The 23,652-nt window shown below is 35.2% G+C and carries 46 protein-coding genes and 2 pseudogenes; 1 reads left to right on the top strand and 47 read right to left on the bottom strand.

Annotated elements, in window-relative coordinates; all coding sequences use genetic code 11:
* Window positions 1–9: 9 nt before the first annotated feature.
* The 44 genes and pseudogenes from JFT89_RS20110 to JFT89_RS19895 all read right to left on the bottom strand — a co-directional run bounded on the left by JFT89_RS20110 (window position 10) and on the right by JFT89_RS19895 (window position 21,222).
* Window positions 10–150, bottom strand: a complete 141-nt coding sequence (locus JFT89_RS20110) for a hypothetical protein (RefSeq protein ID WP_063225987.1) — start codon at window positions 148–150, stop codon at window positions 10–12.
* Window positions 151–167: 17 nt separating this feature from the next.
* Window positions 168–563 (bottom strand): phage tail assembly chaperone G, encoded by a 396-nt coding sequence (gene gpG, locus JFT89_RS20105; RefSeq protein WP_242488419.1) that lies wholly within the window; start codon window positions 561–563, stop codon window positions 168–170.
* A 61-nt stretch (window positions 564–624) separates the two neighbouring features.
* On the bottom strand, window positions 625–1,209 hold the full coding sequence (locus JFT89_RS20100) for a major tail protein (RefSeq protein WP_201040519.1): 585 nt from the start codon (window positions 1,207–1,209) through the stop codon (window positions 625–627).
* Window positions 1,210–1,222: 13 nt separating this feature from the next.
* A complete protein-coding gene (locus JFT89_RS20095) occupies window positions 1,223–1,582 on the bottom strand; it encodes a structural protein (protein WP_201040518.1) in 360 nt (119 codons plus the stop codon).
* A complete protein-coding gene (locus tag JFT89_RS20090; RefSeq protein WP_201040517.1) occupies window positions 1,579–2,013 on the bottom strand; it encodes an HK97-gp10 family putative phage morphogenesis protein in 435 nt (144 codons plus the stop codon). The genes JFT89_RS20095 and JFT89_RS20090 overlap by 4 nt, the downstream gene beginning before the upstream one ends.
* On the bottom strand, window positions 2,001–2,348 hold the full coding sequence (locus JFT89_RS20085) for a phage head closure protein (RefSeq protein ID WP_201040516.1): 348 nt from the start codon (window positions 2,346–2,348) through the stop codon (window positions 2,001–2,003). The genes JFT89_RS20090 and JFT89_RS20085 overlap by 13 nt, the downstream gene beginning before the upstream one ends.
* On the bottom strand, window positions 2,335–2,610 hold the full coding sequence (locus JFT89_RS20080; RefSeq protein WP_201040515.1) for a head-tail connector protein: 276 nt from the start codon (window positions 2,608–2,610) through the stop codon (window positions 2,335–2,337). The genes JFT89_RS20085 and JFT89_RS20080 overlap by 14 nt, the downstream gene beginning before the upstream one ends.
* A gap of 8 nt (window positions 2,611–2,618) precedes the next feature.
* Window positions 2,619–2,870 (bottom strand): annotated as a pseudogene (locus JFT89_RS20075) (fibronectin type III domain-containing protein); the annotation flags it as partial.
* A 25-nt stretch (window positions 2,871–2,895) separates the two neighbouring features.
* Entirely contained in the window at window positions 2,896–4,083 is a 1,188-nt protein-coding gene (locus JFT89_RS20070) for a phage major capsid protein (RefSeq protein ID WP_201040513.1), read from the bottom strand.
* Window positions 4,080–4,835 carry a head maturation protease, ClpP-related gene (locus JFT89_RS20065; protein WP_201040512.1) on the bottom strand — a complete coding sequence of 252 codons (756 nt, stop codon included), beginning with the start codon at window positions 4,833–4,835 and terminating at the stop codon, window positions 4,080–4,082. Before JFT89_RS20065 ends, JFT89_RS20070 begins: the two co-directional genes overlap by 4 nt.
* A complete protein-coding gene (locus JFT89_RS20060; protein ID WP_201040511.1) occupies window positions 4,813–6,027 on the bottom strand; it encodes a phage portal protein in 1,215 nt (404 codons plus the stop codon). Before JFT89_RS20060 ends, JFT89_RS20065 begins: the two co-directional genes overlap by 23 nt.
* Window positions 6,028–6,042: 15 nt before the next feature.
* Complete coding sequence (locus JFT89_RS20055; RefSeq protein ID WP_201040510.1) at window positions 6,043–7,815, bottom strand: terminase large subunit; 1,773 nt, start codon at window positions 7,813–7,815, stop codon at window positions 6,043–6,045.
* Window positions 7,796–8,176 (bottom strand): phage terminase small subunit P27 family, encoded by a 381-nt coding sequence (locus JFT89_RS20050; protein ID WP_201040509.1) that lies wholly within the window; start codon window positions 8,174–8,176, stop codon window positions 7,796–7,798. The genes JFT89_RS20055 and JFT89_RS20050 overlap by 20 nt, the downstream gene beginning before the upstream one ends.
* A 161-nt stretch (window positions 8,177–8,337) precedes the next feature.
* Window positions 8,338–8,701: pseudogene (locus tag JFT89_RS30355) on the bottom strand (HNH endonuclease).
* The gene (locus JFT89_RS20040) at window positions 8,670–9,005 is read right to left on the bottom strand and encodes a hypothetical protein (RefSeq protein WP_374191882.1); all 336 of its coding nucleotides are present in this window, start codon (window positions 9,003–9,005) and stop codon (window positions 8,670–8,672) included. The pseudogene JFT89_RS30355 and the gene JFT89_RS20040 overlap by 32 nt, the downstream one beginning before the upstream one ends.
* A 208-nt stretch (window positions 9,006–9,213) precedes the next feature.
* Window positions 9,214–9,582, bottom strand: coding sequence for a hypothetical protein (locus JFT89_RS20035; RefSeq protein ID WP_242488418.1), 369 nt, complete (start codon window positions 9,580–9,582; stop codon window positions 9,214–9,216).
* A gap of 398 nt (window positions 9,583–9,980) precedes the next feature.
* A complete protein-coding gene (locus tag JFT89_RS20030; RefSeq protein WP_201040508.1) occupies window positions 9,981–10,235 on the bottom strand; it encodes a hypothetical protein in 255 nt (84 codons plus the stop codon).
* A gap of 200 nt (window positions 10,236–10,435) precedes the next feature.
* Window positions 10,436–10,978: a tyrosine-type recombinase/integrase gene (locus tag JFT89_RS20025; RefSeq protein ID WP_201040507.1), complete on the bottom strand. Its 543-nt coding sequence runs from the start codon at window positions 10,976–10,978 to the stop codon at window positions 10,436–10,438.
* On the bottom strand, window positions 10,975–11,445 hold the full coding sequence (locus tag JFT89_RS20020; protein WP_201040506.1) for an ArpU family phage packaging/lysis transcriptional regulator: 471 nt from the start codon (window positions 11,443–11,445) through the stop codon (window positions 10,975–10,977). Before JFT89_RS20020 ends, JFT89_RS20025 begins: the two co-directional genes overlap by 4 nt.
* Before the next feature lie 20 nt (window positions 11,446–11,465).
* A complete protein-coding gene (locus JFT89_RS20015) occupies window positions 11,466–11,636 on the bottom strand; it encodes a hypothetical protein (protein ID WP_201040505.1) in 171 nt (56 codons plus the stop codon).
* A 113-nt stretch (window positions 11,637–11,749) separates the two neighbouring features.
* The gene (locus JFT89_RS20010) at window positions 11,750–11,872 is read right to left on the bottom strand and encodes a DUF3983 domain-containing protein (RefSeq protein ID WP_002010097.1); all 123 of its coding nucleotides are present in this window, start codon (window positions 11,870–11,872) and stop codon (window positions 11,750–11,752) included.
* A gap of 34 nt (window positions 11,873–11,906) precedes the next feature.
* On the bottom strand, window positions 11,907–12,167 hold the full coding sequence (locus tag JFT89_RS20005) for a PadR family transcriptional regulator (RefSeq protein ID WP_201040504.1): 261 nt from the start codon (window positions 12,165–12,167) through the stop codon (window positions 11,907–11,909).
* A 17-nt stretch (window positions 12,168–12,184) separates the two neighbouring features.
* Window positions 12,185–12,358 carry a hypothetical protein gene (locus JFT89_RS20000; RefSeq protein ID WP_201040503.1) on the bottom strand — a complete coding sequence of 58 codons (174 nt, stop codon included), beginning with the start codon at window positions 12,356–12,358 and terminating at the stop codon, window positions 12,185–12,187.
* Between the two features lie 231 nt (window positions 12,359–12,589).
* Window positions 12,590–12,946: a hypothetical protein gene (locus JFT89_RS19995; protein WP_201040502.1), complete on the bottom strand. Its 357-nt coding sequence runs from the start codon at window positions 12,944–12,946 to the stop codon at window positions 12,590–12,592.
* A 97-nt stretch (window positions 12,947–13,043) separates the two neighbouring features.
* A complete protein-coding gene (locus JFT89_RS19990) occupies window positions 13,044–13,331 on the bottom strand; it encodes a hypothetical protein (RefSeq protein WP_201031447.1) in 288 nt (95 codons plus the stop codon).
* A 35-nt stretch (window positions 13,332–13,366) separates the two neighbouring features.
* Window positions 13,367–14,287: a DNA cytosine methyltransferase gene (locus tag JFT89_RS19985; RefSeq protein WP_201040501.1), complete on the bottom strand. Its 921-nt coding sequence runs from the start codon at window positions 14,285–14,287 to the stop codon at window positions 13,367–13,369.
* A gap of 38 nt (window positions 14,288–14,325) precedes the next feature.
* Window positions 14,326–14,559, bottom strand: coding sequence for a hypothetical protein (locus JFT89_RS19980; RefSeq protein ID WP_242488423.1), 234 nt, complete (start codon window positions 14,557–14,559; stop codon window positions 14,326–14,328).
* Between the two features lie 574 nt (window positions 14,560–15,133).
* Complete coding sequence (locus tag JFT89_RS19975; RefSeq protein ID WP_201040500.1) at window positions 15,134–15,517, bottom strand: YopX family protein; 384 nt, start codon at window positions 15,515–15,517, stop codon at window positions 15,134–15,136.
* Window positions 15,504–15,659 (bottom strand): hypothetical protein, encoded by a 156-nt coding sequence (locus tag JFT89_RS19970; protein WP_201040499.1) that lies wholly within the window; start codon window positions 15,657–15,659, stop codon window positions 15,504–15,506. The genes JFT89_RS19975 and JFT89_RS19970 overlap by 14 nt, the downstream gene beginning before the upstream one ends.
* Window positions 15,649–15,876, bottom strand: a complete 228-nt coding sequence (locus tag JFT89_RS19965; RefSeq protein ID WP_201040498.1) for a hypothetical protein — start codon at window positions 15,874–15,876, stop codon at window positions 15,649–15,651. The genes JFT89_RS19970 and JFT89_RS19965 overlap by 11 nt, the downstream gene beginning before the upstream one ends.
* Before the next feature lie 37 nt (window positions 15,877–15,913).
* Entirely contained in the window at window positions 15,914–16,516 is a 603-nt protein-coding gene (locus JFT89_RS19960; protein WP_201040497.1) for a hypothetical protein, read from the bottom strand.
* Between the two features lie 170 nt (window positions 16,517–16,686).
* Complete coding sequence (locus JFT89_RS19955) at window positions 16,687–16,848, bottom strand: hypothetical protein (protein WP_002138068.1); 162 nt, start codon at window positions 16,846–16,848, stop codon at window positions 16,687–16,689.
* 38 nt (window positions 16,849–16,886) lie between these two features.
* Window positions 16,887–17,342, bottom strand: a complete 456-nt coding sequence (locus JFT89_RS19950; protein ID WP_201040496.1) for a nucleoside triphosphate pyrophosphohydrolase family protein — start codon at window positions 17,340–17,342, stop codon at window positions 16,887–16,889.
* A 19-nt stretch (window positions 17,343–17,361) separates the two neighbouring features.
* Window positions 17,362–17,613, bottom strand: a complete 252-nt coding sequence (locus JFT89_RS19945) for a helix-turn-helix domain containing protein (RefSeq protein ID WP_201040495.1) — start codon at window positions 17,611–17,613, stop codon at window positions 17,362–17,364.
* 25 nt (window positions 17,614–17,638) lie between these two features.
* The gene (locus JFT89_RS19940; protein ID WP_042596972.1) at window positions 17,639–17,806 is read right to left on the bottom strand and encodes a DUF3954 domain-containing protein; all 168 of its coding nucleotides are present in this window, start codon (window positions 17,804–17,806) and stop codon (window positions 17,639–17,641) included.
* Between the two features lie 19 nt (window positions 17,807–17,825).
* Window positions 17,826–18,185, bottom strand: a complete 360-nt coding sequence (locus JFT89_RS19935; protein ID WP_085310009.1) for a cell division protein SepF — start codon at window positions 18,183–18,185, stop codon at window positions 17,826–17,828.
* The gene (locus tag JFT89_RS19930) at window positions 18,178–18,456 is read right to left on the bottom strand and encodes an AbrB/MazE/SpoVT family DNA-binding domain-containing protein (protein WP_085310007.1); all 279 of its coding nucleotides are present in this window, start codon (window positions 18,454–18,456) and stop codon (window positions 18,178–18,180) included. Before JFT89_RS19930 ends, JFT89_RS19935 begins: the two co-directional genes overlap by 8 nt.
* 16 nt (window positions 18,457–18,472) lie before the next feature.
* Entirely contained in the window at window positions 18,473–18,667 is a 195-nt protein-coding gene (locus JFT89_RS19925) for a hypothetical protein (protein ID WP_201040494.1), read from the bottom strand.
* A 15-nt stretch (window positions 18,668–18,682) separates the two neighbouring features.
* Entirely contained in the window at window positions 18,683–19,546 is an 864-nt protein-coding gene (locus tag JFT89_RS19920; protein WP_201040639.1) for an ATP-binding protein, read from the bottom strand.
* The gene (locus JFT89_RS19915; RefSeq protein ID WP_201040493.1) at window positions 19,497–20,249 is read right to left on the bottom strand and encodes a DnaD domain protein; all 753 of its coding nucleotides are present in this window, start codon (window positions 20,247–20,249) and stop codon (window positions 19,497–19,499) included. Before JFT89_RS19915 ends, JFT89_RS19920 begins: the two co-directional genes overlap by 50 nt.
* 4 nt (window positions 20,250–20,253) lie before the next feature.
* Window positions 20,254–20,430, bottom strand: a complete 177-nt coding sequence (locus JFT89_RS19910) for a hypothetical protein (RefSeq protein WP_016101441.1) — start codon at window positions 20,428–20,430, stop codon at window positions 20,254–20,256.
* Between the two features lie 29 nt (window positions 20,431–20,459).
* Window positions 20,460–20,624 (bottom strand): hypothetical protein, encoded by a 165-nt coding sequence (locus tag JFT89_RS19905; protein ID WP_002010076.1) that lies wholly within the window; start codon window positions 20,622–20,624, stop codon window positions 20,460–20,462.
* Window positions 20,624–20,974 (bottom strand): helix-turn-helix domain-containing protein, encoded by a 351-nt coding sequence (locus JFT89_RS19900; protein ID WP_201040492.1) that lies wholly within the window; start codon window positions 20,972–20,974, stop codon window positions 20,624–20,626. The genes JFT89_RS19905 and JFT89_RS19900 overlap by 1 nt, the downstream gene beginning before the upstream one ends.
* Window positions 20,971–21,222, bottom strand: a complete 252-nt coding sequence (locus JFT89_RS19895; protein ID WP_307838612.1) for a helix-turn-helix domain-containing protein — start codon at window positions 21,220–21,222, stop codon at window positions 20,971–20,973. The genes JFT89_RS19900 and JFT89_RS19895 overlap by 4 nt, the downstream gene beginning before the upstream one ends.
* A 210-nt stretch (window positions 21,223–21,432) precedes the next feature.
* On the opposite strand from JFT89_RS19895, the gene JFT89_RS19890 reads away from it, so the two are divergent.
* Window positions 21,433–21,786 carry a helix-turn-helix domain-containing protein gene (locus JFT89_RS19890; RefSeq protein ID WP_000172107.1) on the top strand — a complete coding sequence of 118 codons (354 nt, stop codon included), beginning with the start codon at window positions 21,433–21,435 and terminating at the stop codon, window positions 21,784–21,786.
* An 18-nt stretch (window positions 21,787–21,804) separates the two neighbouring features.
* On the opposite strand, the gene JFT89_RS30525 is transcribed toward JFT89_RS19890, so the two are convergent.
* The 3 genes from JFT89_RS30525 to JFT89_RS19880 form a co-directional block, all read right to left on the bottom strand.
* Complete coding sequence (locus JFT89_RS30525) at window positions 21,805–21,927, bottom strand: hypothetical protein (RefSeq protein ID WP_000237931.1); 123 nt, start codon at window positions 21,925–21,927, stop codon at window positions 21,805–21,807.
* A gap of 231 nt (window positions 21,928–22,158) precedes the next feature.
* Window positions 22,159–22,302, bottom strand: a complete 144-nt coding sequence (locus tag JFT89_RS19885) for a hypothetical protein (protein ID WP_201040490.1) — start codon at window positions 22,300–22,302, stop codon at window positions 22,159–22,161.
* Window positions 22,303–22,304: 2 nt separating this feature from the next.
* Window positions 22,305–23,444: an AimR family lysis-lysogeny pheromone receptor gene (locus JFT89_RS19880; protein ID WP_201040489.1), complete on the bottom strand. Its 1,140-nt coding sequence runs from the start codon at window positions 23,442–23,444 to the stop codon at window positions 22,305–22,307.
* Window positions 23,445–23,652: the final 208 nt, after the last annotated feature.

Raw genomic sequence — 23,652 nt, 5'->3', positions numbered from 1 at the left:
CACCTACCTTTATAGCCAATCCGGTGCTTGATCTGCTGTTCGGACTACTTTTCTATCTTCTTGTTTTTTCTTATAAGCCAACGTTTTAAAGAAAAGCACTAAATCCATCTGATTAATATCCGCTTGGGACATACCAGAATCTTGTAACATACTATATATACCTAACATCATTTCTGTTGGGTTGAACGGTTCTTTCTGTTCCTTTGTCTCTTTTTTTTTGCTGAATTTGTCTTTGAATCAATTGCATTAATAATTGCCACAGCTTCAGCAATACTACCCACAATTGCTAAACAAATAGAATAAATTGTGGAAGTCAAAAACCAGGCGTGTACTCCCTCTAGGAATTCTTCCACAGTAAATTGATTACCAAATACCTTTACGACAAATTGAGTTGCTTCTTTTAGCGAGTCAAAAGGCACCCTATCTGCACCCAATTTTTCTGTCCATTCCGAAGCAATAAAAGCATCAGTAGCTGGAATAAAATGAGGTAAAAAGAATATTTTTTTGCCAGAAGGTAAGTTCAAAACTAGTTTAAATGACTCAGTTTTTTTGTTCTCTTGCATGATTGAATCCCCTTTCATAAATAAAAGGCACAGCATTATGCTGTGCCTTCTCTATTCTTGTTTATTTACCAGCTGGTGGTGTTGTATCTGTTGGTGGTGATGGTACTGTTTTGAACCAACTTGCTGCAACAGCTGCATCATATCCTATTTCTTCTTCATCCAATCGATGTCTCCAATTCCCATCAGAACGCTGAATAGCCTTACATTTAATTTTAGCTGACTGGAAAGTTGGTTTGTCTTCCGCTGTTTTATGTTCATCTTCAGGAATTTCAAATTTCGTTTTATAGTAGCAATAAAAACGGTTTTTCCCGTTATCTTTTGGTAAACGATATAATAACGCTACATATGGAGCAACATCATTTACATTGTCAATTACCTGACCTTTAATTAGTTTCTTTCCTAATATTTCAGCGTAAGTAGATAATGAAATATCCGCTGTTTCTAGTTCGATTTCTACACCACCAAAGGCGCTTGCTGTTGCTAGTGGACCGCCTTCTGCGTAGAATGTAACGGATTCATTTTTAGGTGAAGCCTTGCCACTTACTGCATCTCCAATTTTCTTAGGTGCCGCATACGTAAACTTACCATCTGGTGTTTCTGTCAAAAGTGCATAATGTAAATCTCTAAAATCGACTGCAATTGCCATATTTGTTTTCCCCCTAAATTTTTAATTCCGTACGAAATCTCATACCATAATGATAGATTTTCGTATCCGGTTCATATAAATTTGCTGTTGTAATACGCTGAAACCCTATATTTTTCATAGAGGTATTTACTGCTTCTTTTAGATCACCCTTAACGGGGCTAAACGACCAGATATCAACTTGAAATAAAATAATGCTGGTAGATTCCGCACCCTCTGCGTATCTTCCAGCACCATTATCTAACTCAGAATAAGTAATCCATGTTTTTCCGTTATCGTCACCACGAACCATATTGTAGATATATTCTCCACCAATTTTTTCTACAATAAAAGGATTCGTAAGAGCACGTAACACATCTTTTTCTAAAAATCTCATACGATATGCAATGCCGCTGCAAAGACATTTCGCATTTCATGAACTGCCTTAACTTCTGTACGAGTTACTATCTTTTCTATAAAGCCTTTATGTGGTGGATGCGGCATTTTACTAGTTCCCCAGTTTTGAAATTTCATATAAAAGTGTGGGGAATTATCATCTTTTTCCCACCCGACACTAATTGATTTAACACCATTCCGAGTTTTTACTTTTCCAACAAGCACCTCATCCTTTGCATGTTTACCTGTTCGCCATGATTCTTTTGGAGAAGGTGGTTTAGGATGTGCACTCGATGGACTTTCTTCTAATGCATCTTTTACTACCCCAGCACCCTTCTTTAGTGCTGTATTTTCAATAGTTTTCACACTTCTTCCTAAGGCTTCGAATCGGTGAATAGCTTCTTGGATACCAAAGGTCGTTACTTCTGCCATATGGACCGCTCCTCACACACTAAGCATGTCTCTTTATGTTGTTCATCAACATCCACAACAGCTTTTATTTCAAAGAGTCTCCCATCATATAGGACACGCATTTTCGAATCAATTCCTCTGCGAAATCGCATAAAAAAATTCACTGTACGAACCGCATTTTCGGTGTTCCCGGCGAATATTTCATAATTGAATCCCTTCCCAAATGGTGTTTTTGCTCTTGCCCAAACAGTAACAACATCTTTCCATTCTGATGGAATTGGATTCCCTTCTTCATCTTTTTTATTTGTGATTTCTTGCTGAATTGTTATTCGTTTATTTAATTTACTTGGATTCATGATTATCACCGCTATTATAGTCCCTTAATTGTAATATAGTAGTTCGTAATGACTGTTCTAATGCGGGAATATTTAATGATTTATCTTGATTCTCATAGTTTAATAAAACATGCGTTATTATCGCTATTTTATATAACGCCTTATTACTTTCAGAAACACCAGATCCAAGTAAAGATTCCTTAGCTCCATCAATAAGAAGTTGAATATCTATATCTTCTTCATCACCATCGATCTTCAATTTACTTTTTAAAAGTTCTAACATATAATCACCTATGCTCCTGAAGCGTTAGTTTTCGCTGATAATTCAACACTTAGCGAAGAAATTAATCCGTTATTTCCAACAGCCTTCACTTGATAAGAATATGTTGTATCACCAGTTAATCCTGTGTCTTTATATGTTGCTGTTGCAGACGTTCCAACTTGTTTTCCATTACGGAGTATTTGATACTCTTTAATTCCCCCATCATACACAACAGGAGACCAACTGATGTTGGCCGTTGTTACTGTAGTAGAGTCAATCTTTAATCCTGTTGGTACTTGGGGTGGATTAGGGTGTAGTTTGTACTTCCGCGATACGGAATGCTGATTTCAACTTAATTTTATGGTCAAACCAAGCTGTTAAAACAAATAGTTCAATACCTGTTTTCACATCTTTGTCACGATCATAAATCATATTAGGATCATAGTTGAAGTGAGAGTATCGGAAATCACCAACAACTGGATTCACTGCTGAATCACAGAACTTAACTGGCTTCCCTAAAACTTGTTCTGGTTGAGCATTATATAAAGAAGTACTACCATTAGCAAGCATTTCGATTATTTCTAGATAGTCTGCATAACGCATTTTAATAGTTGCATTCGCACGGAAATCTTCATGTAAATCTGCAATTGCTGACTTAATAGCTTTATATAAATTAGCACCTTTAACAGATTTAATGCCAGCTTTATAGAATGACATAGATTCTTCTCCAGCTTTAGGAGTTGTTGTGAATGCTACTTTCTTCTCTTTTGCCGCTAAACCACTTTCTAACGCCTGATCTACAGTTTGTACTAGGTTTGTATCTGTTGATACTAAAATAGTTTCAGAAATAGGCACATAAACTTTAAATTTGTTACGTGCAAAGACTACAACATCGCCTTCTGCTTTTAACTCTTTTGCTGTTGCTGTATCAGCAATAAAATCATCATCATCTAATGTGAATGTCACTTTTGGAATTTCAAGGTTAGTTACACTTGTAAATGTAGATACTTCACGTAATGGATTTTTTACAAATGGTTCATGTAACAACTCAGTTGTCATCGTACTTGGAAGAATTTTTTCTCCACCTGTCGAATTTTTGTCACCCAAAGCCATTCTTGCATCTTCAGAAAGTGAGCGTTGACGGATTGTAGCACGAATTAATTCCGCTTTTGCTGAGATTATCTTTTGTTTTGGATCTTCAATACCCTTAATCCCTTGTTGTGATTGAAATTGTGCTTTTTGTTCAGCTTCCATTGAATCGTGTTGATCTTTAATTACATTAAATCGCATTTGAAGGTCTTTCTTAGATTGCTGCAATACCTGAAGACTCTCCATAGTTGTAGCTGGATCAATTGCTTTCTGAGAAAGCTCACCTTCTACTTTTTGAAGTTGCTGACCAATAGTTGATAGATTTTGTTTCAACTCAAATAATGTATTGCTTGAGAAGTGTTGTAAGTTACCAATAGATAATCGATATTTATTTTTCATTTTCATGAACGAATTCCTCCTAAAATTGTTTTTACATAGTCCGCGTTAGCTTTCGCTTCTTCGGCAATTTTTTGTCGTTCTAACATCTCGTTGGATGATATGTTAGCTTGTGCATTCACTAATTGTTGTGGAATATTTTTGTATTCCTTCATCCACTTTTCATCTAGACATGCTGCGGCATTATTTGCTGAGATAATTTCATCACAAAGTCCGTACTCCATTGCTTCGTCAGCCGATAACCAGGTCTCCGCATCTAGTAATTGTTTTAATTTATCTTCATCTAACTTATCACCAGCACGAGTTAAATAGTGTTGCACCATTGATTGGTTAATACGTTCAATGTCATCCGCCGCTTTACGTAGTTGATCGGCATTTCCTGACGCGTATGTCCATGCATTGTGAACCATTAACATTGAATTAGCATACATAACAATCTTGTCTGAAATCATTGGTAATACTGATGCACAAGAAGCACCTATACCATCAATATAGGAAATAACCTTTGCTGGATGCCGTTGTAACATTGCAATAATAGCCATTGTTTCAAAGACTGAACCCCCGGGACTATTGATGTAAAGATTAATAGCTTCTATATCATCACCTAGTTCATCAAGTTCATTTTTGAAGGTAATAGACGATACCTCACCGTATTCTTCCCATGCGTACTTTGTAATTTCTCCATAAATAAAAATATCTGCCGATTTACCATTGGCAGATGCTTTCATTTGGAAAAATTTATTCTGTTTGTTCTTTGCCACTGTTTTTCACCCCCTTCCGTTGAGTTGGGTCCATATCAATGGGATATAGATCACCACTTACCCAAAGTTTCGAAGCGTTACCACCTACAGGTGGCTCGTCTTCTTTTTGGCGTACATCATCTTGTGATAACCACCCGCTCCTAATTGCCGCTTGATAGTAAGCTGTTCTTGACGCTGTATCACCTCTTAACAGCCCTCCAAGGTTAAATTTAAAGTAATGTCCTTCTTGTCGTTCTTTTTTATTTAACAACTTACGGTTCATCTCTTGTTCATATTGACGCACAATAGGAGTTAATGTCATCTGAACAAACTGAATCATCAACTGTTCATTGCTACTATAACTCTGTCCCTCAGTATCATTTAAAAATGAAACCGGAACATTAAAAACGTTAGCAACTCTTGAACGTGTAATTCGTTCGGATGCTAACGTGTCTGATGCAAAGTATTTCCGCTCCATTTCTTCGATGTTTACACCTGGTTCTCTAAATAAAATACCGCCATTTTCTTGATAAAAACGTCTAAAATCATCAATGATTCTTTGTCTTTTATTACTATCTACGTTCGCCCCATACTCCAAAATAAAGCTATCTTTCTTCTTCATTTCTGACAAACTAAATTCTTGTACTGCCTTATCGTATTCTAAAGTGTTTCGTAAAACATCGATTGGGCCAATACCTTGCCATCTTGAAATACCAGTAATGTGTTTGACATGGAACATGTTCATATTGTGGATATAATAAGTGCCTTCAATCCCTCGTACCTCATACCACAAATTGTTATCGTCTGTATTTAAAAATGGTGTTACATAAGCAGATTCAATAGGAATTAATGATTCCACTTGAAATCGAACATCACGAATAATAGCTGCATATCCATTTCCCGTTTCATTTCTTGAAACTTCAATTTTATTTATCCATTCAAACCCTGTCATGTTTGGATTTGGTTCATTAATTACAACATCAGACACCTGATTAAAAACTGTGTCATAATCCTTATAGAGCTTTAATGGTAAAGAAGCTACTGTATTAGATAATCTACTAATTACACTGAAAATCGTCTCGTTTGTAGCTAGTTTTGTATTATCAATGCCCCAGAACTTCCTTCCAAACCATGAAGAAAAGTCAAACCCCGCGCCTTTCCATCCGGCGGCCGCACCTTTTATTGCTCCTTTCACACGACTGAACAATTTCAAATTCTCACCGCCTTTCTAGTTAAAAAGATCGTTAACTGATACAAATTCAATATTCCCATCGCCTTGCAATTGAGATAACATCGGTATCACTTCTGTATGAGCATTTAGAAATGCTGCAAAACCATCAATTTTTCGATATTTACTTTGTTTAGACGGTAAAAAATTACCGTTCCTATCTTCCACAAGCTTCACATTGTTCATATACCAACGGAAAAGACGATTTTTATTACTTATTATTTTTCCATCCAACAATAGTTCCTTTATATCTTTTAATGCCGGACTCAATGTTAAATGTCCTTGCCGAACTGACTCGGTTTCAAATCCATATGCTTTCAAATCTTCATTTAAACGATACGCATTGGCAGGGTCATAAGTAATTTTTTTTATGAAATACTGTTTAGACTTCTCAACAAACCAATCATAAACATACTCATATTTCACATATTCACCAGGAATAATAGTTAACCAACCTTTTTTTACGAATTCTGTATAATCAATATTTTCATTATCACGATCTACCTTAGCTTGTGGAACCCAACTATGAGATAAAACAAAAACATTCCCATCATCTAAAGGAAATTCTAAACCAGCGCTTGTAAAATCTTCTGATGAAGATAAATCATAACCAGCAACACATTCTTTACCAGTTAATGTCTCTATATCTATAACTTTTTCATTTCTTTTTAATATTTCAATACCAACAAAGGACATTTCATCGTTATCGACAAAAACATTAAATTGTTTTGTAATCCAGTCGTTCTTTTCTGCTTCCGTATGCTTATCTGTATTCCAATCATCGATAAGGGATGGAAGGTCTAATGAGACTCCCATATTTGGATTTGCTTTAATCCATAATTCAGGATTCTCAATCTCATCCACACTGTCCATTTCAGCCATGAAATAAAACTTTCTATCTTGATCGATAATTCCTTCCAAAACATCGGTTGCAATCTCGTAGTATTGAACAAGTGGTCCTTCAAGTTGATATCCTGCCGTAGTGATGTAAACAATCATTGGCTGTTTACGTGCGCCACGTGATTTTTTAATAACATTGATTAACTTAAAATTTTTAAATTCATGTATTTCATCAAAAATACCAAGGTGTGTATTTAATCCGTCTAGTTTCTTACTATCTGATGCACGAGGTTCAATTTTAGAATGCGTTTTATCGTGGAAAATTCCTTTCTGATTTTCGCGTAAATGCTTCCTAAGAAGGGGTGATTTTTGAACCATTGCACGACTTTCATCAAATAATTCTCCCGCTTGTTGTTTTGTATTTGCCAAAACATAAACACGAGCACCTGGCTCGTTATCTTTAGCAACAGCATAATTAGACAAACCGGAAATCATTGTAGTTTTTCCGTTTTTACGTCCAATAAAAATAAGGCCCTCACGAAAGCGCCTATAACCTGTATCTTTATGAACCCATCCATACAAAGAACCTATAACAAAGTGCTGCCACGGTTGAAGAACTAACCTTTTATAGTCACCTTTTGATGGGCGACAAAACTTTTCGATATATCGTATCGGTCTATGAGCTTTTTCTTCCTCAAAAACCCAAGGGAACTCCTCAGTCCCCTGTCTCTTCAAATCATTTAGATGACGTTGACAAGACAAGATATTTTTCTTACTAGCTATTATGTTTCCTTTCACGACTTGTTCTGCATACCAAGTTGTTCTTAGTTCAGGAGATGGATCTACCAAAATATTAAAATTCTGTATCTGTTCATTTCGCCAATTTTTATACCACTTAGCTATTTCAGATGACTTAGAAGTTGTCGTAATCATCATCAGAATCTCCAGTTAGCTCTTCTTGAAGCTTTTTTCGGCTTGCTCCAGTCAATCCAAGTTCTCCTAAGTATTGACGAATCTGCTGTAAATACTTAGGTATCTCTGATATCAAAGGGTGCTTAGTCAGATTTGTAGCATTGGCTTTATTTGTATACTCCATTGTTAGTCCTTCTTTTTTAACATTGGCTGCCATCTCCCTAAACATTTGATAACTGAAAGCAATCGCTTCAACTACAATGGGATCATTGATGTCAGCCTTACCTTCCCCTTCTAGAACAGACCAAATACGAATCCAAGTGTCCTTTCCGACTTTTTTCAAATGAGTAGGTGGTTTCCTCTCAATCAATCCTTTATCCACGATATCACCTCTCTTACATTTTATGGATAAAAAGTGCTTCTTCCAAAATAAAATGCTCCTGTTTTCAGGATTTACCCCCCTTTAGAAAAACCACTTGCGTTACGCACGAAGGAGGGCACCGGTCTGGGCGGAAATGGATCTGAACAATAAAAGGAGGGGGGCTATATGAATTCTTTGTTCGCTTTTACTTTTACGAACTGAATCTTTCTTTTTCTTTTCTTTTTCCCTCCGCCCTTTTCAGGATGTTCTTTGTTATGACATGCATTACATAAACTGATTAAGTTATCTAATGTTAGTGCCAGTTCAGGATACTCACTTCTTTCTTTGATATGATGAACCATATCAGCAGGTACTGGGTATCAATGGCTCATGCTTCATGCACTCCTGACAACGATAGTTGTCTCGTATCAGCGCTAGCTCTCTACATCTTCGCCAGGCTGTGCTGTCATAAAACTTCTTCGCTTCTTTATCCCGTGTGTATTTATCGTAGAACTTACGTTGTTGTTTTGCTTTGCAGCCTTCCATCGCCATAGTAAAACTCCACTTCCTCTTTTACAATTGGATGATTATGTTGAATAATCTCAGTATTACAACGCTTATTATCCGATGGTACATGCTCAATATGAACGTATGTCTTATTGATTTTATCAATCGATCTCGTTTCCCAATCAAACCCAACTCTTACTTTCTTGTCTATCCATTCGCCTTTGTAATATACCTCAGGTACTGAATCTATATCAGATAATGTAATTGTTATCAAAGGTTCTGGTTGCTTCATTTTATCAAGTAACTTTCTCAAAGCTTTTCCGCTCGCTTTAGCATTAGGAATAGGTTCCAAGTCTAATAGTATCCTAGCTTCATTGACACTCAACTTACCTTCTTCAATTTTACTTTGGATAAGTTCAGCTTTATTCACTCATCCTCACTCCTTATATTTAAATGCAACACGTTTGCGCCTTTCTTGCCTTAACAACAAAACAAGACGCCACCAAGATTACGGCAGTGCCTACAATAATTACTATTGGTTTAATCATGCTTTAAATCCTGATGCTTGATGTATCACTGTTAATACGTTGTGCAATTGTATCAGCATTAACTGAAATCTTTGTTTGAGGAAAACCGGAAAATTTATTTGTTAATCTCTCCAACTTCTCCAATGCAGCCACACATTTATTAGCAGCTTCCGTTACTTCTTTAATTCCTTCTAATGCTCTGGTTGTATCAGCATTTACTTGAATTGTTAATTCTTTAGATTTATCGTTTTCAGTCTGTTGTTTCATTGGAGCGAATGGCATTGGACTCGTCCTCCCTCCACATCTAACACAACGTAATCCGTCTGTATTTTTCGCAAGAATAACCGTTCTACAGTTTTCATTCATACATTCAAGCATCGTTCCAAATTTCATTATTCTTCCTCCTCAAAAATAAAAAGCACCCGAATGGATGCTCTTTTCATTATGTATTGATTTGTACTTCAATTACGGTAAATGAAGTTTTATCCTTCTTTCAGCTAACAACCACGACAGACACTATTGGCGAACTTATCAGGTCCCCCTCATTCCATCTACCTAGGATGTTGTTAGCTCAAAGAAGAGCAAAAGCTCTCCCTAATAACGGTATCATTCAATCATTACCATCTGCTGGTTTCGGATTTTATGTGCCGTCATTACGAACCGTTTAGAAATTTAGAAACAACATAGTGAGTTGTGTTTTCCGCCACTTCTCACAATATAAATATAACATGTTAAAAACCAAAACGTGTCCGTAAATAGTTCGCAAATTGTCCGCGAATAGTTCGCGTTTTTTATTTTTTATTTTTCTCTTTATTTAACAGTCTCGGGTTTCTTACTCTAACCCTAGATGACCAATCTTCACCAGAGCTAAAATCAATACCTCCTATTAATTGAATGTCATCCTCTGCACCATTAATAATTGGAGAAAAAAATGTTTGTCTTGCTTCAGCGCAACTTCCCAACGTTTCTCGTAAATTCTGCTCCACTTCATCATAAATTACTGAACCGCAATTTAATCCATCAATACTTCTTGTACTTTTTATCATCGTTTTTCAGCCTCTTTTCGCATAGTTTTGATAACATATGGCCTTTTATCCTTAAAAATGAATTAGCTATAAACTAGATTGTGTTGAATTAGACCATCTCGTTTCTCCTTAGAGCTATCAAGCTTTTCCATACTTCTTATAAATGAATTTGACACTTTTCTTTTGTAGCTAATTCAAAAGTGGCTAAAAAAAAGAACAGTTTAGATTTTGAATTTCTTTTGATAATCATTTAATGTATCTTGTTCAATCCCTATATATCTTAATGTTTCTTTTTGATCTGTATGATTTAACATTCTTTGCAAAACAACTACATCTTTAAATTGTTTGTAGTGATGATATCCATATGTCTTCCTTAGTGAATGAGTCCCAATTCGTTCTAGTCCGAATTTTAGGGCCGCTTGATTCAAAATTACATATGCCATCGACCTAGTAATAGGTTTATTCTTACCATTTCTACTTTTAATAAGAAACTCGTTCTTAAGTTTCCCCTTCGCATATTCCCTCAATGCTTTCTTTAAATCAGAAGGCATCTTTACCTCTTTAACCTTTTTGGTTTTCTTTTCACGAATAAATATACTCCATCCTTCTACATCACGTACTCGTAAACGTAAGATATCCGAAATACGTAATCCTGTATTAATCCCAAGAAGGAACAGAATGTAGTTGCGCTCATTCTGTCCCTTAAAATATTCTTTGAGCTCCTGAATCATTTCTTTATCTCTTATTGGTTGAACGAGATTCATACGCTTGGCACCTCTTTTTGTCTACGCATGTTTTGATATACCTCTTTTTTTAGATTGAATGCTAGACGTAGTATAGCTCGTCCTTTTAACTTATAATACTTTGTTTTACCTATACCTAAATCCATCCAAATGTCTGGATCATATCCAACTTCATCTTCCATATAAAATTTCACTATGACTTCACGTTCATCATCTCTCAAACGATTCACAGCATCATAAAGCCAATCCATGAACTCTTTTCTTTCTTGCTCATACTCTATTCTTTCGATAGCAATATTCTCTGTTGAACTATTAAATTCATTTGTAACTGATGGAGGAACAATTGAATATGATGGCGTCACTTTTGGCAACATATCACATGGCATTGTTGCTAAATATCTACGATAATCTTCGAATACTTTTTCAACCTCTTGTTTTGTTCTTTTCCCATCTACAATTGGCATTTTAAATGATAATTGTTTATTCATATTAAATTCCTCCATTTTTATTATTTTTGTCTTAATGCACCACGTCTACGTTCATAACGTGGTCCATAAACCCCCATTAAATTTTCAATGTCACGAGTGGTTAGCTTCTCTTCTTTCTTTTTCTTATGTTTCTTCTTTACTTGCTTAGATTGCTTTTTCCATTCACGTATTTGATCTTTTAAGTTCTTCACTCTCTACATCCCCTTTCAAAAATAAAGAGGACACCAATTCTTAAAACAGCTTGATTGCTGCTCTAAAAATTGGTGTCCTCTAGTTTTCTAGCCGGACTATATTCATTTTCTTTTCACTTTAAAATACCAGCTTGTACAAAAATATTTCTCCAAGCGTTTTTAACTCTATATTTTTCAAAGGATTTCGCACGTCGAGCGATAGCTTTTCTGGTTTTCTTTTTCTTTAATTTAGACATTTCTCTTAACCTCACTTTCTATTAAAAGGATTTTTTAGTTCTCTTTCCAACTCTCACCTTTACGCAAATGAATATTCCATGCTTGCTGTGGTGTAAATCCTATATCTTTCAATTTTTTTATATTTTCGGGTTCTTCATATGTGAAAGTACCGCTGTATTCTTTCCCAAAATCAAAATCAGAATCAACTATCTTATTAGAAGGAATACTGACCTCTTGAACACCACCCTTTATTTCCACACTTTCACCATCAGGTGTTTCTATAAAGAATTTCACACCTTCTAAATTTACTCCCATTCTCCTAACCTCGCTTTCTATTCCATTTGCTCTTTGCACTCTTCAAGGAAATCAATAACTTCCTGAATATGCTCCCTTGTTGTCATACTCTCCATTACGTATCCTTCATCGTTATAAACATTAACCTTATTCCCTGTAAACTCCATTCCACACATTCCGTCTATACCTAATAGCTTTACGTTACCTTCCATTCTCCTAACCTCTCTTTCTAATCATTAAGTTTTATTTGCTTAGCAGTTACCCATGATCCTTTCCATCCACATTTAATACACTCCAGTGTTTCATTTGGTAACGTAGATAATTTCGACATCTGATGCTGCTCTTTTACTTCGAAACACTCTCCACTGTATGTACCGCATTTAGGACAGCAGTAATAGCTTTTCATTATCCTAACCTCACTTTCTATTCAAAGGATTATTTTGTTAAGAATTAATTATTTCTTTGATTCTATTGATCTTGTCTAGGTTGTTATCTTTTAGTATTTCTCGATTGATGCTGATATTCGCACGTCTACGTGTATTCATCGCTTCAACAAAACACGAATGTTTATTCTCTTTATCCCTAGCTAACATTTGAATACCTTGGAAAGAAGCGTCACATACATACCTAGTGTTTTCGAATAATTCTTTCCAGTTTTGCTCTAAATACAACTTCATGTAGTTTTCTATATCTTCGCCACACGAAACATCAAATTCTACTTCAAACTGATCATCCATTGTCATTACAAGGAAAACCATTATTGCTCTAACCTCATTTAATTTACCAATGTTCTCTTTCATTACTCTCTTCCTCCCCTGAATAAAACTCAATATTCCGTCAATACTGTAGACAACCCATTTCTATGACCTGAGCAGTTAGCTTTTGCTAGCTGCTCTTTTATTCTTTTCGTATTGTTGCTGCCATAAAGTATGGAGGACCATTCTTTCCATATTTCATTACCTCGTCAATATCCTGCAATTGTTGGATACCTTCCTCATCGTTACGATCACCAGGAATAATAATTGATGTGCAATATAATGGTGTAACTGACTCCTCATCATATGGCGACTCTTCAGCGAGATAAAACTGAGCTACCATTGGAAGTTCTTCTCTTTTACAAATTTCAAGAATCTGCTGCATTAACGGTGCAATTTCCTCATCATAAATTTTCTCTTTATCGTACATATCAATCCATTCCCCTTTTCTACAAAATGAAATTTTTATACTAATCTCTTTGCTATTTCATAAATGACTGGTACAGTCACTGAGTTCCCTGCTTGTTTAAAAAGCTGCACATCACTGTTTACTTCTCTTGCTTTATCGAACGCCCAATCAGGGAATCCCTGTATACGAAACGCTTCCCTTGGTGTAATTTGCCGCCATCTTCCGTTATCTAGAACAGCTTGTGAGCATTGAGTATCTATCGTTTGAAAATACCCACGTCCCACCCGGCCGCGTCTTGTATTTGATCCAGGAAAAGCGAAATTAATCACATCATTTTCACCAGCGTAATCATACCCTTGAACAGTATTATTAATTATTTTGAATCCCCCTGTTCTTGGTAACGGAGTTGCTGCAATAGTTCTTCTGATAGGAAATACTTCTCGTCTGCTGTGTCCTCTAAGATGTCCGATAATAAATACTCGATCTCTGCTTTGGGGAACTCCGAACTCTCTAGAATTGAGTAATTCCCATTCGCAGTCATACCCGATTTCGCCCAATTCAATTTGGGCTTTGAAAAAGTCCCACCCTCCGTTAACTGAGAGAAAATTTTTAACGTTTTCAATGAATAATTTTTTAGGTAATCTTTCGGGACTCCATTCTTTTGTTTGGCGTAATAATTTAGTAACTGCAAAGAATAGAGAGGATCTTTTCCCATCAAATCCTTGTGTTTTTCCTCCAATTGAGATATCTTGACACGGGAATCCGAAAGTCCAACAGTCGGATTTAGGAATGTTTCTATAGTCAATTGTTGAAATGTCATTCCATGTCCACTCCTCTCCGGTATCATGAATTGCTTCATAACTTTTCCTAGCAAACTTGTCCCATTCTACATATCCAAGACATTTATGTCCTGCTTGTTCCATACCTAACCTAAAACCACCCAATCCTGCGAATAAATCTATAAAAGTAAGACTCATATCACCACCTCGCTTTCTATTAAAATGAAGTTTTTATATTAACCCAGCAATCTATCGACCAACGAATGTAATCTATTATTTTCTTTCTGTAGAACACGTTTTTCATTATCAAGTTTCTCAATCTCATCATCATAAAAGTAATATGGCTGATTACCACACCAAATTTTATACTCATCATTATCTGGATCATAATTCACCGACAAGCATGAAGGTGGTTCTAACGACTGCAATACTTTCATCATTTCATCCCATGTTTTGGCTGTTGTGTACATTGACAACAAACATCCCTCTTTTCTACCAAATAGCGTTTTTGTTCAGTTTCACTCTAAAAGTAAAATTTTCATTTTTTCATTCAACCAAGTTCATAACATATTCTTTTCTTCCCATAAAATAATGATTAGGTGCCCCACGCGCCTTTTATTCACTGGAAATAATACCTTTTACGCACTTACGTATTAGAAACTTCATTTCTGCTTCTTCTGCAATAGCAATTTTGTTCACTTTTTTGATACATTTATGAAACATTCACATGTTATCTTCAGTACGTTCTATTCTTTTTATAAAACCGTGTGAGATATACCAAAACAAGAAGCCCTAGAGCCCTAACCCTAGGGCTTCTTGTTTTTAAATAAGGATTTTGTTTAATTACTTCTAGATTCCACTTGACCATTTTCTTTAGTGACATGCTCCATAACTCCAAGTAAGGCATACATTATTAAAAATTCACTCGTGAAAATCTGATTACGATTTTTTGAATTTTTTATATCTCATGAGACATTTACCTGCCTTACTAAGAGTGCATATAAAAATGTGCTCTTTTTATTTGTTGTTAAATAAGAATTTTGTTTAGTTTTCTAATAGCTCTGGATTCTCATAAACATTTCCAACAACTTCACATTCTTCTGAAATCCAATCAATATCTTCTTCAATCGGACTATCTCTTAAATAGAACGAGCAATTGTTATACGTTACTTTCCAATGGCTATACGTTGTTGCAGTGTTTTCTGGCGTTTCATATAACGCAGGGCCTTTTAAAATATCACCCTCATATATTTCTTTTCCGTTTTTATCGATAAGTGCTATACACTGAACCAAATCGATACGACTTGTTATGTTCAGTCCCTCGTAATAAATTTGACCATTACTCGGATTAAATGCATATCCGTTATTGTGAAAACTTATCCAACATTTCTTTTCTTTATGCCAAGCACGGAATTTATTCTTTTTCATCTTCATTCCCCTTTATTTTTTTATTCACTTTTTCTACCAATCCTGTCACTAGACCAAGAATCCAACCTAATAAAAATATGAACGTATATCCCACTGCACCACCTACTTTTCGATTAAAATAACTATTTTGTTTAGTTTTCATCTTCCTCAACATCACAATAACAATCTTCTTCCACCTCATTGCAATGATCACAAACCTTTTGAACTTCAAAACCCTTAAATTCATAAATAGGTGCTACTTGATATTTTTTATTGCACGAATCGCATTCTACCTCATGATTTCCTTCTTCCCATTCAGCACGACAATCTTCCACGATCGAGTCGCAATACGGACATTGTTGAGTTTTTAATAACTCCATCTCTCATTCTCCTTTTCGATTGAAATAATAAATTTGGTTATAAAGTCACTGCTTCTGCTTCAGTTTTGTTTTTCTCTAATTGCTCAATTGCCATTTGCAATCCTAACCAGTAACCAATTAAACGACGTGGCAACCTTTTGCCGAAGTTCCAAATGTCTTCCAATGTGTCAGAATCTAATGAGCTGCTATGATAAACGTCACTTAACCAAAAATGGTAACCTTCCATAGATGAACTCTCTTCAATTGCTGAAATAATGCGATCATATACTTCCCGTCCGTCTTCAGTTGTTTCATTTATATCGTATTCTTTCCAATATTCATCAAGCTCCCTTTTGGCCTTTTCTTCATCGAAATTCCAACGTTCCTCACAAAATGCCGTTAACTTTTCTGTGAAGTATCCTAAATTAAATCCTTTAATGTTTTCTAATGTTGCTGGACACGTAAGGTTGTACACTGATTCACCAATATCACCAGAAATAAACACGTTATATCCAGAAAGAACAAATTTAGTGCGATAACTTACCGTTCCAGGTTTGCCCCAATAAATAACTTGCAATCCTTCTTCACCTTGAATTTCAGCTACATGATTTTCAAACCAATTCTCTTTAATATCTTTAGTTGCTTTTTCAATGTATTCCATTTTCCATTCCCCTTTTCGAATAATCTTTTTTCCCATTACACATACTACCTACAAGCAGGCTCCCTCGGCTGCACTCTTTCAAAACGGAGCTTGTTCCTCCGTACTGTTTTGGATCTCGGCAGGTAACTTAGTCAATTACCTGCCATTTTCTATTCAAATAACGCTTTTGTTTAGTTTTCAATAGTTAGGTTAATAGCTCCAGCTTTATCCAAATTTATTAATAAGTTCTCTGTAACCACTTTTCCAATCTCGTCAGATACATTTCCAATAACAGTTCCATCTACAAAAATACGTAAACTTCCACAAGTGTTTTCTATCTTTACATCTTTCACTTTGATTCCCCATTTCTGTACAAAATTCAAATTTTGTCTTACTTCACATCAACACGGTTTTGACTAGCTTCTCGACTAAATCCGTCTGGATATCTTGTTGCTAATTTATCTATATTCATTTGAGCGATATCTTCTAAGGTATATCCCATTTCGTGAGACATGATTGAAATATAGTACAAGATATCCCCTAGCTCTAAAGCGATTTTATGCGTGTTCCCTTCTTCTTCTCCTGGGCAATGAGCTGGATCAAATCCATGGCCATGGAAAATAGCTTTTTTTACAACATCAGCAACCTCGCCAGCTTCTCCCGTAAGCCCTAATGCTGCATTTAAAACACGTCCACCGAAATCGTTATTTGTATTCCATGTACGTAATGCCGCTTCTTGATATTGATCTAATTCACAAATTTGATTGATATTCATTACAGCTTGTCCTTCCTTTGATTTACTGATTAATTTTGTTACCCCAAATACACCGTTTTCCATTGTTTTCATTTTGTTTTCCCCTTCCTATTTAGCAAATCCCTAATCCTATCGGACGATTTTCAATTAAATACTGATCAGCCTGATCTATTACAAGGAGCGCCACCTCCGCTTGGTGTCTCCTTAACGCTTTTGCCATCTTCGGTAAACTCATACCTTGACTCCACATTTCACGAAAGCGAATTACATCTCTTTCATCCCAAATGAAGTTAGCTTCTTCTAAAGCGATGTATATTTTCAATCGTGATTCCTTCATCGCTTCATGATTTCTTGCTACGCTCATAAGCAAACCTACCTTCTAAAAATGATTATTTTATCTTTTCAGTAAACTTAGTATCCACGCGATCAACTTTACCGTTAACCCAAACTGCAACTTGCTCGCCGAATCCGCTCATTGGTGGATTTACCGTTGTAACATTTCCATCCTTCACTATTAAAAGCTTGTTGCTACTAACATCGATTTCTATTTTTTTCATATGTTCCTCTCCCTTTTTCTCACTTCATGTACTTGACAACATCTGGTTTGAAGCCACTTCCTAAATAAATCCTTACTGGAATATCTTCCTTTTTATCTCGTGCCGCCTTACACAATTCCTCTGCTGTTTCCCACTTACAAGAGCTATCAATTGATCGTTCATATCGCCAAATTGCTATTGCATACTGTTCAAATAATTCATAACGGTCATCTGGCTCCGTTTTACGTGGTAACTCATCCGTACATTTCGCTTTCTTAGGAACCTGAACGCGTACATCAGCATATGTAGTGCGTCCAGTTCCCCTTTTTACATTTGCTTTCATTACATCGAACTCACAAATTGCTGGCTCTACATCGAAAATATTTAATTGCTTAGGCATGCACCTTCACGCTCTTTTCAATAAGTTCCAGTAATTCACTTGCCCCTTCCTTGCTCAAAAACATCCGGCCGTCTAGCAACTCCATGTTTGATTCGGAAACTTGACCCGTTACAAAGCATGACTTTTCATGTTTTCTTAAAACGATGTTTTCCCCATCAACATGAAAGTCTAATGCTGTACCTTCAGCAATCCCCAAAGTTCTGCGTAACTCAACCGGAATTACTACACGTCCTAGCTCGTCCACTTTTCTTGCAACACCTGTGTTTTTCATAACTTGCTCCCCCTTGTTAACTTACCTTTTGTTGTTGATTCCGTTGTAATTCTTGTTTCATTGACTCGAATTTTATTAACCATGCTTCCCGACGCTTATCATTTTCTTGTTGCTGTTGCTTTGCTACTTCACAATTACAACCGTTCGTTTCAATTACACCTGGATAAGTTTCTTTACGAATAATCCCTGTATCATGACATAATGTACACATCTTTATTCCTCCTTATTAGAATCCTAAATTTGCAAGCCTTTGATCTGCTGTAGTGAATTGCAATACTTTTGAATCACCCAATAAACGACTAACTGTTTTTGCATCATATTTATTAAAGAGCTGTTCCCCAGTGAAATTAGTTGTTGTAAATGTATTCATACCTTGTCTAGCATTAGATACAGCGTATAAAAGACGTTGGATGAAGTCTGAAGCTTGCCTATTTGAATATGTCGAACCGCTTTCCGCTCCTAAATCGTCCAAAACTACAAAATCAGCTTTAGCAATTAACTGAACAAAATATTGAAGTGTATACTTACTGCTCTTATCATCGAACGAATCCATAATCATTCTCGTGATTGCCTCTAATTCAACATACAAGCAACTTTTCATTAGATGATAGTTTTCTTCCTTCTGACTAATGTCCCAAAAATACTGATTTAATTCGTAAAGCATGCTATAGGCTAAAAAGCTTTTTGCTGTACCCTGATTCCCTGTAAAAACAACCTTTTGAACTTTTCCACTTTTTAATTCCTCTAAAATTTCTTCTACACTCTGTTTGTGCCTTGTTGTTTCTGCACATCCAACTTTATAATCCGAAAGTCTTGAAAGAGGCATTTTCCTATTAGTAATGACACTCGCTTTTTCTAGCATGTTGAATTTCTGCAACCGATCAATTTTTTTATAATGAGCATTTGCTTGTTCTTCTAAAATTTTATCGTTTTGTTCTACTACACATCTTGGGCAAACAACTTGTCCTTTATATTCAATCATCTGAACAGGCTTAACGATTTTTTGACCGCCTATTTCATAAGAATGTTTCATGCATTGCTCAGAATGGTAATTTACCTTCAAATCCAGGGATTGGGCTACCTTTTTCATTTGTGTTACGGTCATTTTTCTTCGCTCCTTTTTTACCTTTATTTTTAAACTCTATTTCAGCTGCATTAACATCAGCTAAAGTAAGAATGTTTTTATTAACCCACTGTTTTAAAATGCCCTCAGCATAATTCCATTTCTTCTGCTGTTTCAATGCACGTTCCATAGCTGCTTGTACAAGTTCTTCGCTTGTATCGTTTACCCATTGCGAAATACTTTCGGCAATGAATGAATTTAAAATACCGAAATTATTTTCGTAGAAAGAGAAGATGCTACTACTACTTTGTATATTAGTATTTTGTTTATTAGTACTTAGTAAATTATTAGTACTTAGTAGTGTTTGATTTTCTATATGTGGATTCTCCACATATGGAATGTCCATTTGTGGAATTTCTACATGTGGGTTTTCTTGTTGTGGGACTTCATAAACGATTGTTTCCCATCTAATAATTTTTCCTTTTTCATCTTTTATAGGGAACCTTTTTACATAACCATACTTTTTGAGCTCCTTCATTCCTGAATATAAGCTACTAATTTTATCCTTCGCATGTGTTGCTATTTCTTCCATGTAAAATACCCAATCATCCGGCAATGATAAAATGTAAGCTAATATCCCTTTTGCCTTCCAACTCAACCGTTCATCTCGAAGACCCGTATTATTAATGGTTGTGTAATTTTTACTTTTATTAACTCGAAACGTTGCCATTTATTTACCTCCTCGTACAAACTGCCACATATGCTTGTCCACTTTTAATAATTCGTTGAATTTCATAATGCGGATAACCAACCTTTAAATACTGTTCAATCATTTGTTTTAATTCATCTTTGCTTTTTGCTAAGTCCCAGAACTTAATAGGTAATAGCACTTGATATTCAATTAAATCCATGTACTATTTACCTACTTTCCGTGGTATACTTATAACAACTTATTTTTTTGAAAGGACCCATTACCGTGGGTCTTTTTATTTTCTTCTACATCACTCCAAGACCATTGTTTTATTGGTTCATAAGTGATGTAAAACAACCACGAACCACATGCGATTAACATTCCAAATATAGCTAATAATGTTGAATCTTCCATTATGCTGACACCCCCTTTTCTAGCCAATTAAAGAATGCATCCCTTGGAACAACTTTTTTTCGACCGATTTTGACTAAAGGAAAACCTTTTTGATCCATAATGTCGTACGCTGTTCTTTTTGCTATTCCTAATATTTCTTCTACGTGTGTTACATTTAGCATAATGGGATAATCATTTGCACTATCATTAGTAACTGGGATACTATCTAACTTTTCTACAGCTGTTTGCCTTTCATCTTCTTTATTGAAACGAAGTAACTCAATTGCCTCCCAAAATTCTTCATCGCTCCATCCTTTTCGAGCTGAAAACTTTGTGACTGCTAACGCTATTTGAACTGTTGAATTTTTCATGATTCTTCATCCTCTCTTTTATTGTCGTCGTTTTGACGAGTGTTACTCAAAAAAATTTCTTCAATAGTTACCCCTAGGCTTTCCGCTAATTTTGGAATTTTATCAGCGTTTAGTTTGCGTTGACCATTTTCAATATAAGAGATAGCCGAGGAACCGCTAAAACCAAGCATTCTTGCTAATTCTCCCTGAGTTATTTTCTTTTTTTTACGTATATCACGTATTCTTATGCCTATAGACAAATGTTTCACCTCCAAGTCGTCATTTTGACGATTTGTTATTTTTATTATATGTCGTCATTTTGAAGAAGTAAACATGTTTTTTGTCATTTTGTTATATTTTTTTATCAATTTGATAAAAAACAGTGTAAAGTCGTCAGAAAGTATATATACTGTAATTAACATCAATTCGAATGTAATGTAAAACACACATAGAAATTTTTTATAAAGGGGAATAAATTTATGACTCTAGGAGAAAGATTGAGAGCCTGCCGTGAAAAAAGCGGCTACACACAAACGTATATAACTGAAAAACTAGAAATACACCGTGGGACTCTATCTAGTTACGAATCCGGGAGACGAAAACCAGACTATGATACTTTATCTAAACTAGCTGATATTTATAAAGTATCTGTAGATTTTCTACTAGGAAGATCCACTGATGAAAGATTAACTGCAGAACAAGATAAACAAGCAACAGCAATGGGGAAGAAGATTGAACAACTAATCTCTAAACTATCAGAAGAAGAACAGAAAAAAGCTTGGGAACAGTTAGAAATGTATGTACAGTATCAACAAAACAAAGAACAAAAATAAAAAAGCTAACCTCTATGGTTAGTCTTTTTTATTTTTAAACACATCGTCTAGTAAGTGTTTTAATTGTTCCTCAGTATTAGGAGTATTTCCCTCTAATAACAACTTAACTGCTGCTTCTTTTGCTACTTGCTCTTTTACCATTGTAATTTCCCCCTACACCCTCTGTATATTTGGTTTGTAATTTAATATTTTTTTAGAGTTTCACTTTATAGCAGATTATAATAACCATTAAATTCTTTATAAAAATAATAATTTGGAAAAAAATAGGTGTCGTTTTTTTATCACTTAACTAAAAACCAACATTCCCCAAAAAGTACGAAAGGACGCTGCGATGTACGCAACGTCCCTTTTTTACTATTTATATTTTTAATATTAATGTCCACCCGGTTCAACCATCATATATTGTACTTGATTTTTAACTGGTTGTTCTTTAATTTCCTTAGTTGTTGCTCCAACATTTAAAGATAGAGTGAACGCACTCATAATACATAAGATTGCCATACTTAATTTTTTCATCCTCATCCCACTCTCTCTTCTGTTCTAGCTAATATACGCTTTACAGCATTAGCATAATGATAATTTCCAACACGTTCAAAACGCTTCAAAGCTTGTCTTAATCCCAGTATATCATTGTTAATTCTGGAAATATAGTACATTATGAACGGAGATACAAATTTTCGTTCTTTGGCTAGTTCTTCAAACATTTTTAAAGCTTTTTCTTTATCACCATATAAGCCTTCATAATAAGCTATTTCAGATGTATCAATAGATGTAAAGTCTATTTTGTCGAGATTGAACCCGTTATCAATATAAAGAAAGGCTAGTGTTGATTGAAACGATTTATACTTTCTACCATTTTTGGAAATGCCATTGTCTTCTAAATACATTAGACTTTCTAACAAGTATTTTTCAGCCTTAAGAACGTCTGTAAATAAAAAACTCTCACCAAGGCAACATAATGCTGTTGCTTTTATAACTGGCACTTCGATATCAGAATTCAATATTTCTTCACACTTCTTTCGGCAAACCGCCACATCTTCATTAAAAAGATTAATATAAGCAATTCGATCATTATAATGCATCTCTAGACAAGATTTTATGAATCCTTTGTTTATCTCGTTAAGGTTTTTTTCTACCTTATCAGTATAAGGAAGCATTGCTCTATAATTAAAAATATCATACATTGAAAAACTGTAGAGCATATTAACTAAAACTTGAATTTCTGAATCACTAGAAAAAGATATTTCATCCATTTCATCGATCATTAACTGTCCACGTTTTTTATTTTGATTTCTAAGGTTATATAATTCATAAATTTTAAAGTATTTTATTAACTTTTTATTTTTTTGATGCTTCTCTATCAATTTGTCTATAACCTCGTATTCACCAATTCCTTGGCAATAGCAAAGTACTTTACGAATATTTAAATCTCCCCTACACAACATGATGAACTCGTTTAAAATACTTTTTCTTTCTTCCGTATCCTCAAAAAGAATCGAAACTACTAGTAAAAATTTATCAAATTTCATTTCTGATGTTTTACCACTTACCGCATCCGTTATAACAACTCGATCTACTCCAGTTTTTCGTTCAATATCCGGAAATGTTAATTCTCTTCTATCAGCTTGTTTTTTAATACGATTCATCAACTTCTTCATTTTTGCTCCTCCTATTTGGAACAAAGACGCTTCGCTTTTTCTCAAATTATACAATAGGAAAATCATACCATAGTAATGATTTAGTATTATCGGCATGTTATAATGTAAGTGTTACTCGTGTAGTAACCGAGAAGAGACTTATGGCAGATGTTCCCCCTCGTGAGTCGGGCGAACGGTGTAAGAGTGGGCCAAATCACTCTTACACACG

It is taken from the genome of Bacillus sp. TH25 (genome assembly GCF_016650935.1).
GTDB lineage: Bacteria > Bacillota > Bacilli > Bacillales > Bacillaceae_G > Bacillus_A > Bacillus_A mycoides.
This window is presented reverse-complemented; position numbering and strand designations above follow the sequence as displayed.

Coding starts and splice junctions, on each gene's coding strand:
- JFT89_RS20110 (WP_063225987.1), bottom strand. CDS start 150: ATGTTACAAGATTCTGGTATGTCCCAAGCGGATATTAATCAGATGGAT.
- gpG (WP_242488419.1), bottom strand. CDS start 563: ATGCAAGAGAACAAAAAAACTGAGTCATTTAAACTAGTTTTGAACTTA.
- JFT89_RS20100 (WP_201040519.1), bottom strand. CDS start 1,209: ATGGCAATTGCAGTCGATTTTAGAGATTTACATTATGCACTTTTGACA.
- JFT89_RS20095 (WP_201040518.1), bottom strand. CDS start 1,582: ATGAGATTTTTAGAAAAAGATGTGTTACGTGCTCTTACGAATCCTTTT.
- JFT89_RS20090 (WP_201040517.1), bottom strand. CDS start 2,013: ATGGCAGAAGTAACGACCTTTGGTATCCAAGAAGCTATTCACCGATTC.
- JFT89_RS20085 (WP_201040516.1), bottom strand. CDS start 2,348: ATGAATCCAAGTAAATTAAATAAACGAATAACAATTCAGCAAGAAATC.
- JFT89_RS20080 (WP_201040515.1), bottom strand. CDS start 2,610: ATGTTAGAACTTTTAAAAAGTAAATTGAAGATCGATGGTGATGAAGAA.
- JFT89_RS20070 (WP_201040513.1), bottom strand. CDS start 4,083: ATGAAAATGAAAAATAAATATCGATTATCTATTGGTAACTTACAACAC.
- JFT89_RS20055 (WP_201040510.1), bottom strand. CDS start 7,815: ATGATTACGACAACTTCTAAGTCATCTGAAATAGCTAAGTGGTATAAA.
- JFT89_RS20035 (WP_242488418.1), bottom strand. CDS start 9,582: ATGAAATTTGGAACGATGCTTGAATGTATGAATGAAAACTGTAGAACG.
- JFT89_RS20030 (WP_201040508.1), bottom strand. CDS start 10,235: ATGATAAAAAGTACAAGAAGTATTGATGGATTAAATTGCGGTTCAGTA.
- JFT89_RS20025 (WP_201040507.1), bottom strand. CDS start 10,978: ATGAATCTCGTTCAACCAATAAGAGATAAAGAAATGATTCAGGAGCTC.
- JFT89_RS20020 (WP_201040506.1), bottom strand. CDS start 11,445: ATGAATAAACAATTATCATTTAAAATGCCAATTGTAGATGGGAAAAGA.
- JFT89_RS20010 (WP_002010097.1), bottom strand. CDS start 11,872: ATGTCTAAATTAAAGAAAAAGAAAACCAGAAAAGCTATCGCTCGACGT.
- JFT89_RS20005 (WP_201040504.1), bottom strand. CDS start 12,167: ATGGGAGTAAATTTAGAAGGTGTGAAATTCTTTATAGAAACACCTGAT.
- JFT89_RS20000 (WP_201040503.1), bottom strand. CDS start 12,358: ATGGAAGGTAACGTAAAGCTATTAGGTATAGACGGAATGTGTGGAATG.
- JFT89_RS19995 (WP_201040502.1), bottom strand. CDS start 12,946: ATGAAAGAGAACATTGGTAAATTAAATGAGGTTAGAGCAATAATGGTT.
- JFT89_RS19990 (WP_201031447.1), bottom strand. CDS start 13,331: ATGTACGATAAAGAGAAAATTTATGATGAGGAAATTGCACCGTTAATG.
- JFT89_RS19985 (WP_201040501.1), bottom strand. CDS start 14,287: ATGAGTCTTACTTTTATAGATTTATTCGCAGGATTGGGTGGTTTTAGG.
- JFT89_RS19980 (WP_242488423.1), bottom strand. CDS start 14,559: ATGTACACAACAGCCAAAACATGGGATGAAATGATGAAAGTATTGCAG.
- JFT89_RS19975 (WP_201040500.1), bottom strand. CDS start 15,517: ATGAAAAAGAATAAATTCCGTGCTTGGCATAAAGAAAAGAAATGTTGG.
- JFT89_RS19970 (WP_201040499.1), bottom strand. CDS start 15,659: ATGAAAACTAAACAAAATAGTTATTTTAATCGAAAAGTAGGTGGTGCA.
- JFT89_RS19965 (WP_201040498.1), bottom strand. CDS start 15,876: ATGGAGTTATTAAAAACTCAACAATGTCCGTATTGCGACTCGATCGTG.
- JFT89_RS19960 (WP_201040497.1), bottom strand. CDS start 16,516: ATGGAATACATTGAAAAAGCAACTAAAGATATTAAAGAGAATTGGTTT.
- JFT89_RS19950 (WP_201040496.1), bottom strand. CDS start 17,342: ATGAAAACAATGGAAAACGGTGTATTTGGGGTAACAAAATTAATCAGT.
- JFT89_RS19945 (WP_201040495.1), bottom strand. CDS start 17,613: ATGAGCGTAGCAAGAAATCATGAAGCGATGAAGGAATCACGATTGAAA.
- JFT89_RS19940 (WP_042596972.1), bottom strand. CDS start 17,806: ATGAAAAAAATAGAAATCGATGTTAGTAGCAACAAGCTTTTAATAGTG.
- JFT89_RS19935 (WP_085310009.1), bottom strand. CDS start 18,185: ATGCCTAAGCAATTAAATATTTTCGATGTAGAGCCAGCAATTTGTGAG.
- JFT89_RS19930 (WP_085310007.1), bottom strand. CDS start 18,456: ATGAAAAACACAGGTGTTGCAAGAAAAGTGGACGAGCTAGGACGTGTA.
- JFT89_RS19925 (WP_201040494.1), bottom strand. CDS start 18,667: ATGTGTACATTATGTCATGATACAGGGATTATTCGTAAAGAAACTTAT.
- JFT89_RS19920 (WP_201040639.1), bottom strand. CDS start 19,546: ATGAAAAAGGTAGCCCAATCCCTGGATTTGAAGGTAAATTACCATTCT.
- JFT89_RS19915 (WP_201040493.1), bottom strand. CDS start 20,249: ATGGCAACGTTTCGAGTTAATAAAAGTAAAAATTACACAACCATTAAT.
- JFT89_RS19910 (WP_016101441.1), bottom strand. CDS start 20,430: ATGGATTTAATTGAATATCAAGTGCTATTACCTATTAAGTTCTGGGAC.
- JFT89_RS19905 (WP_002010076.1), bottom strand. CDS start 20,624: ATGGAAGATTCAACATTATTAGCTATATTTGGAATGTTAATCGCATGT.
- JFT89_RS19900 (WP_201040492.1), bottom strand. CDS start 20,974: ATGAAAAATTCAACAGTTCAAATAGCGTTAGCAGTCACAAAGTTTTCA.
- JFT89_RS19890 (WP_000172107.1), top strand. CDS start 21,433: ATGACTCTAGGAGAAAGATTGAGAGCCTGCCGTGAAAAAAGCGGCTAC.
- JFT89_RS30525 (WP_000237931.1), bottom strand. CDS start 21,927: ATGGTAAAAGAGCAAGTAGCAAAAGAAGCAGCAGTTAAGTTGTTATTA.
- JFT89_RS19885 (WP_201040490.1), bottom strand. CDS start 22,302: ATGAAAAAATTAAGTATGGCAATCTTATGTATTATGAGTGCGTTCACT.
- JFT89_RS19880 (WP_201040489.1), bottom strand. CDS start 23,444: ATGAAGAAGTTGATGAATCGTATTAAAAAACAAGCTGATAGAAGAGAA.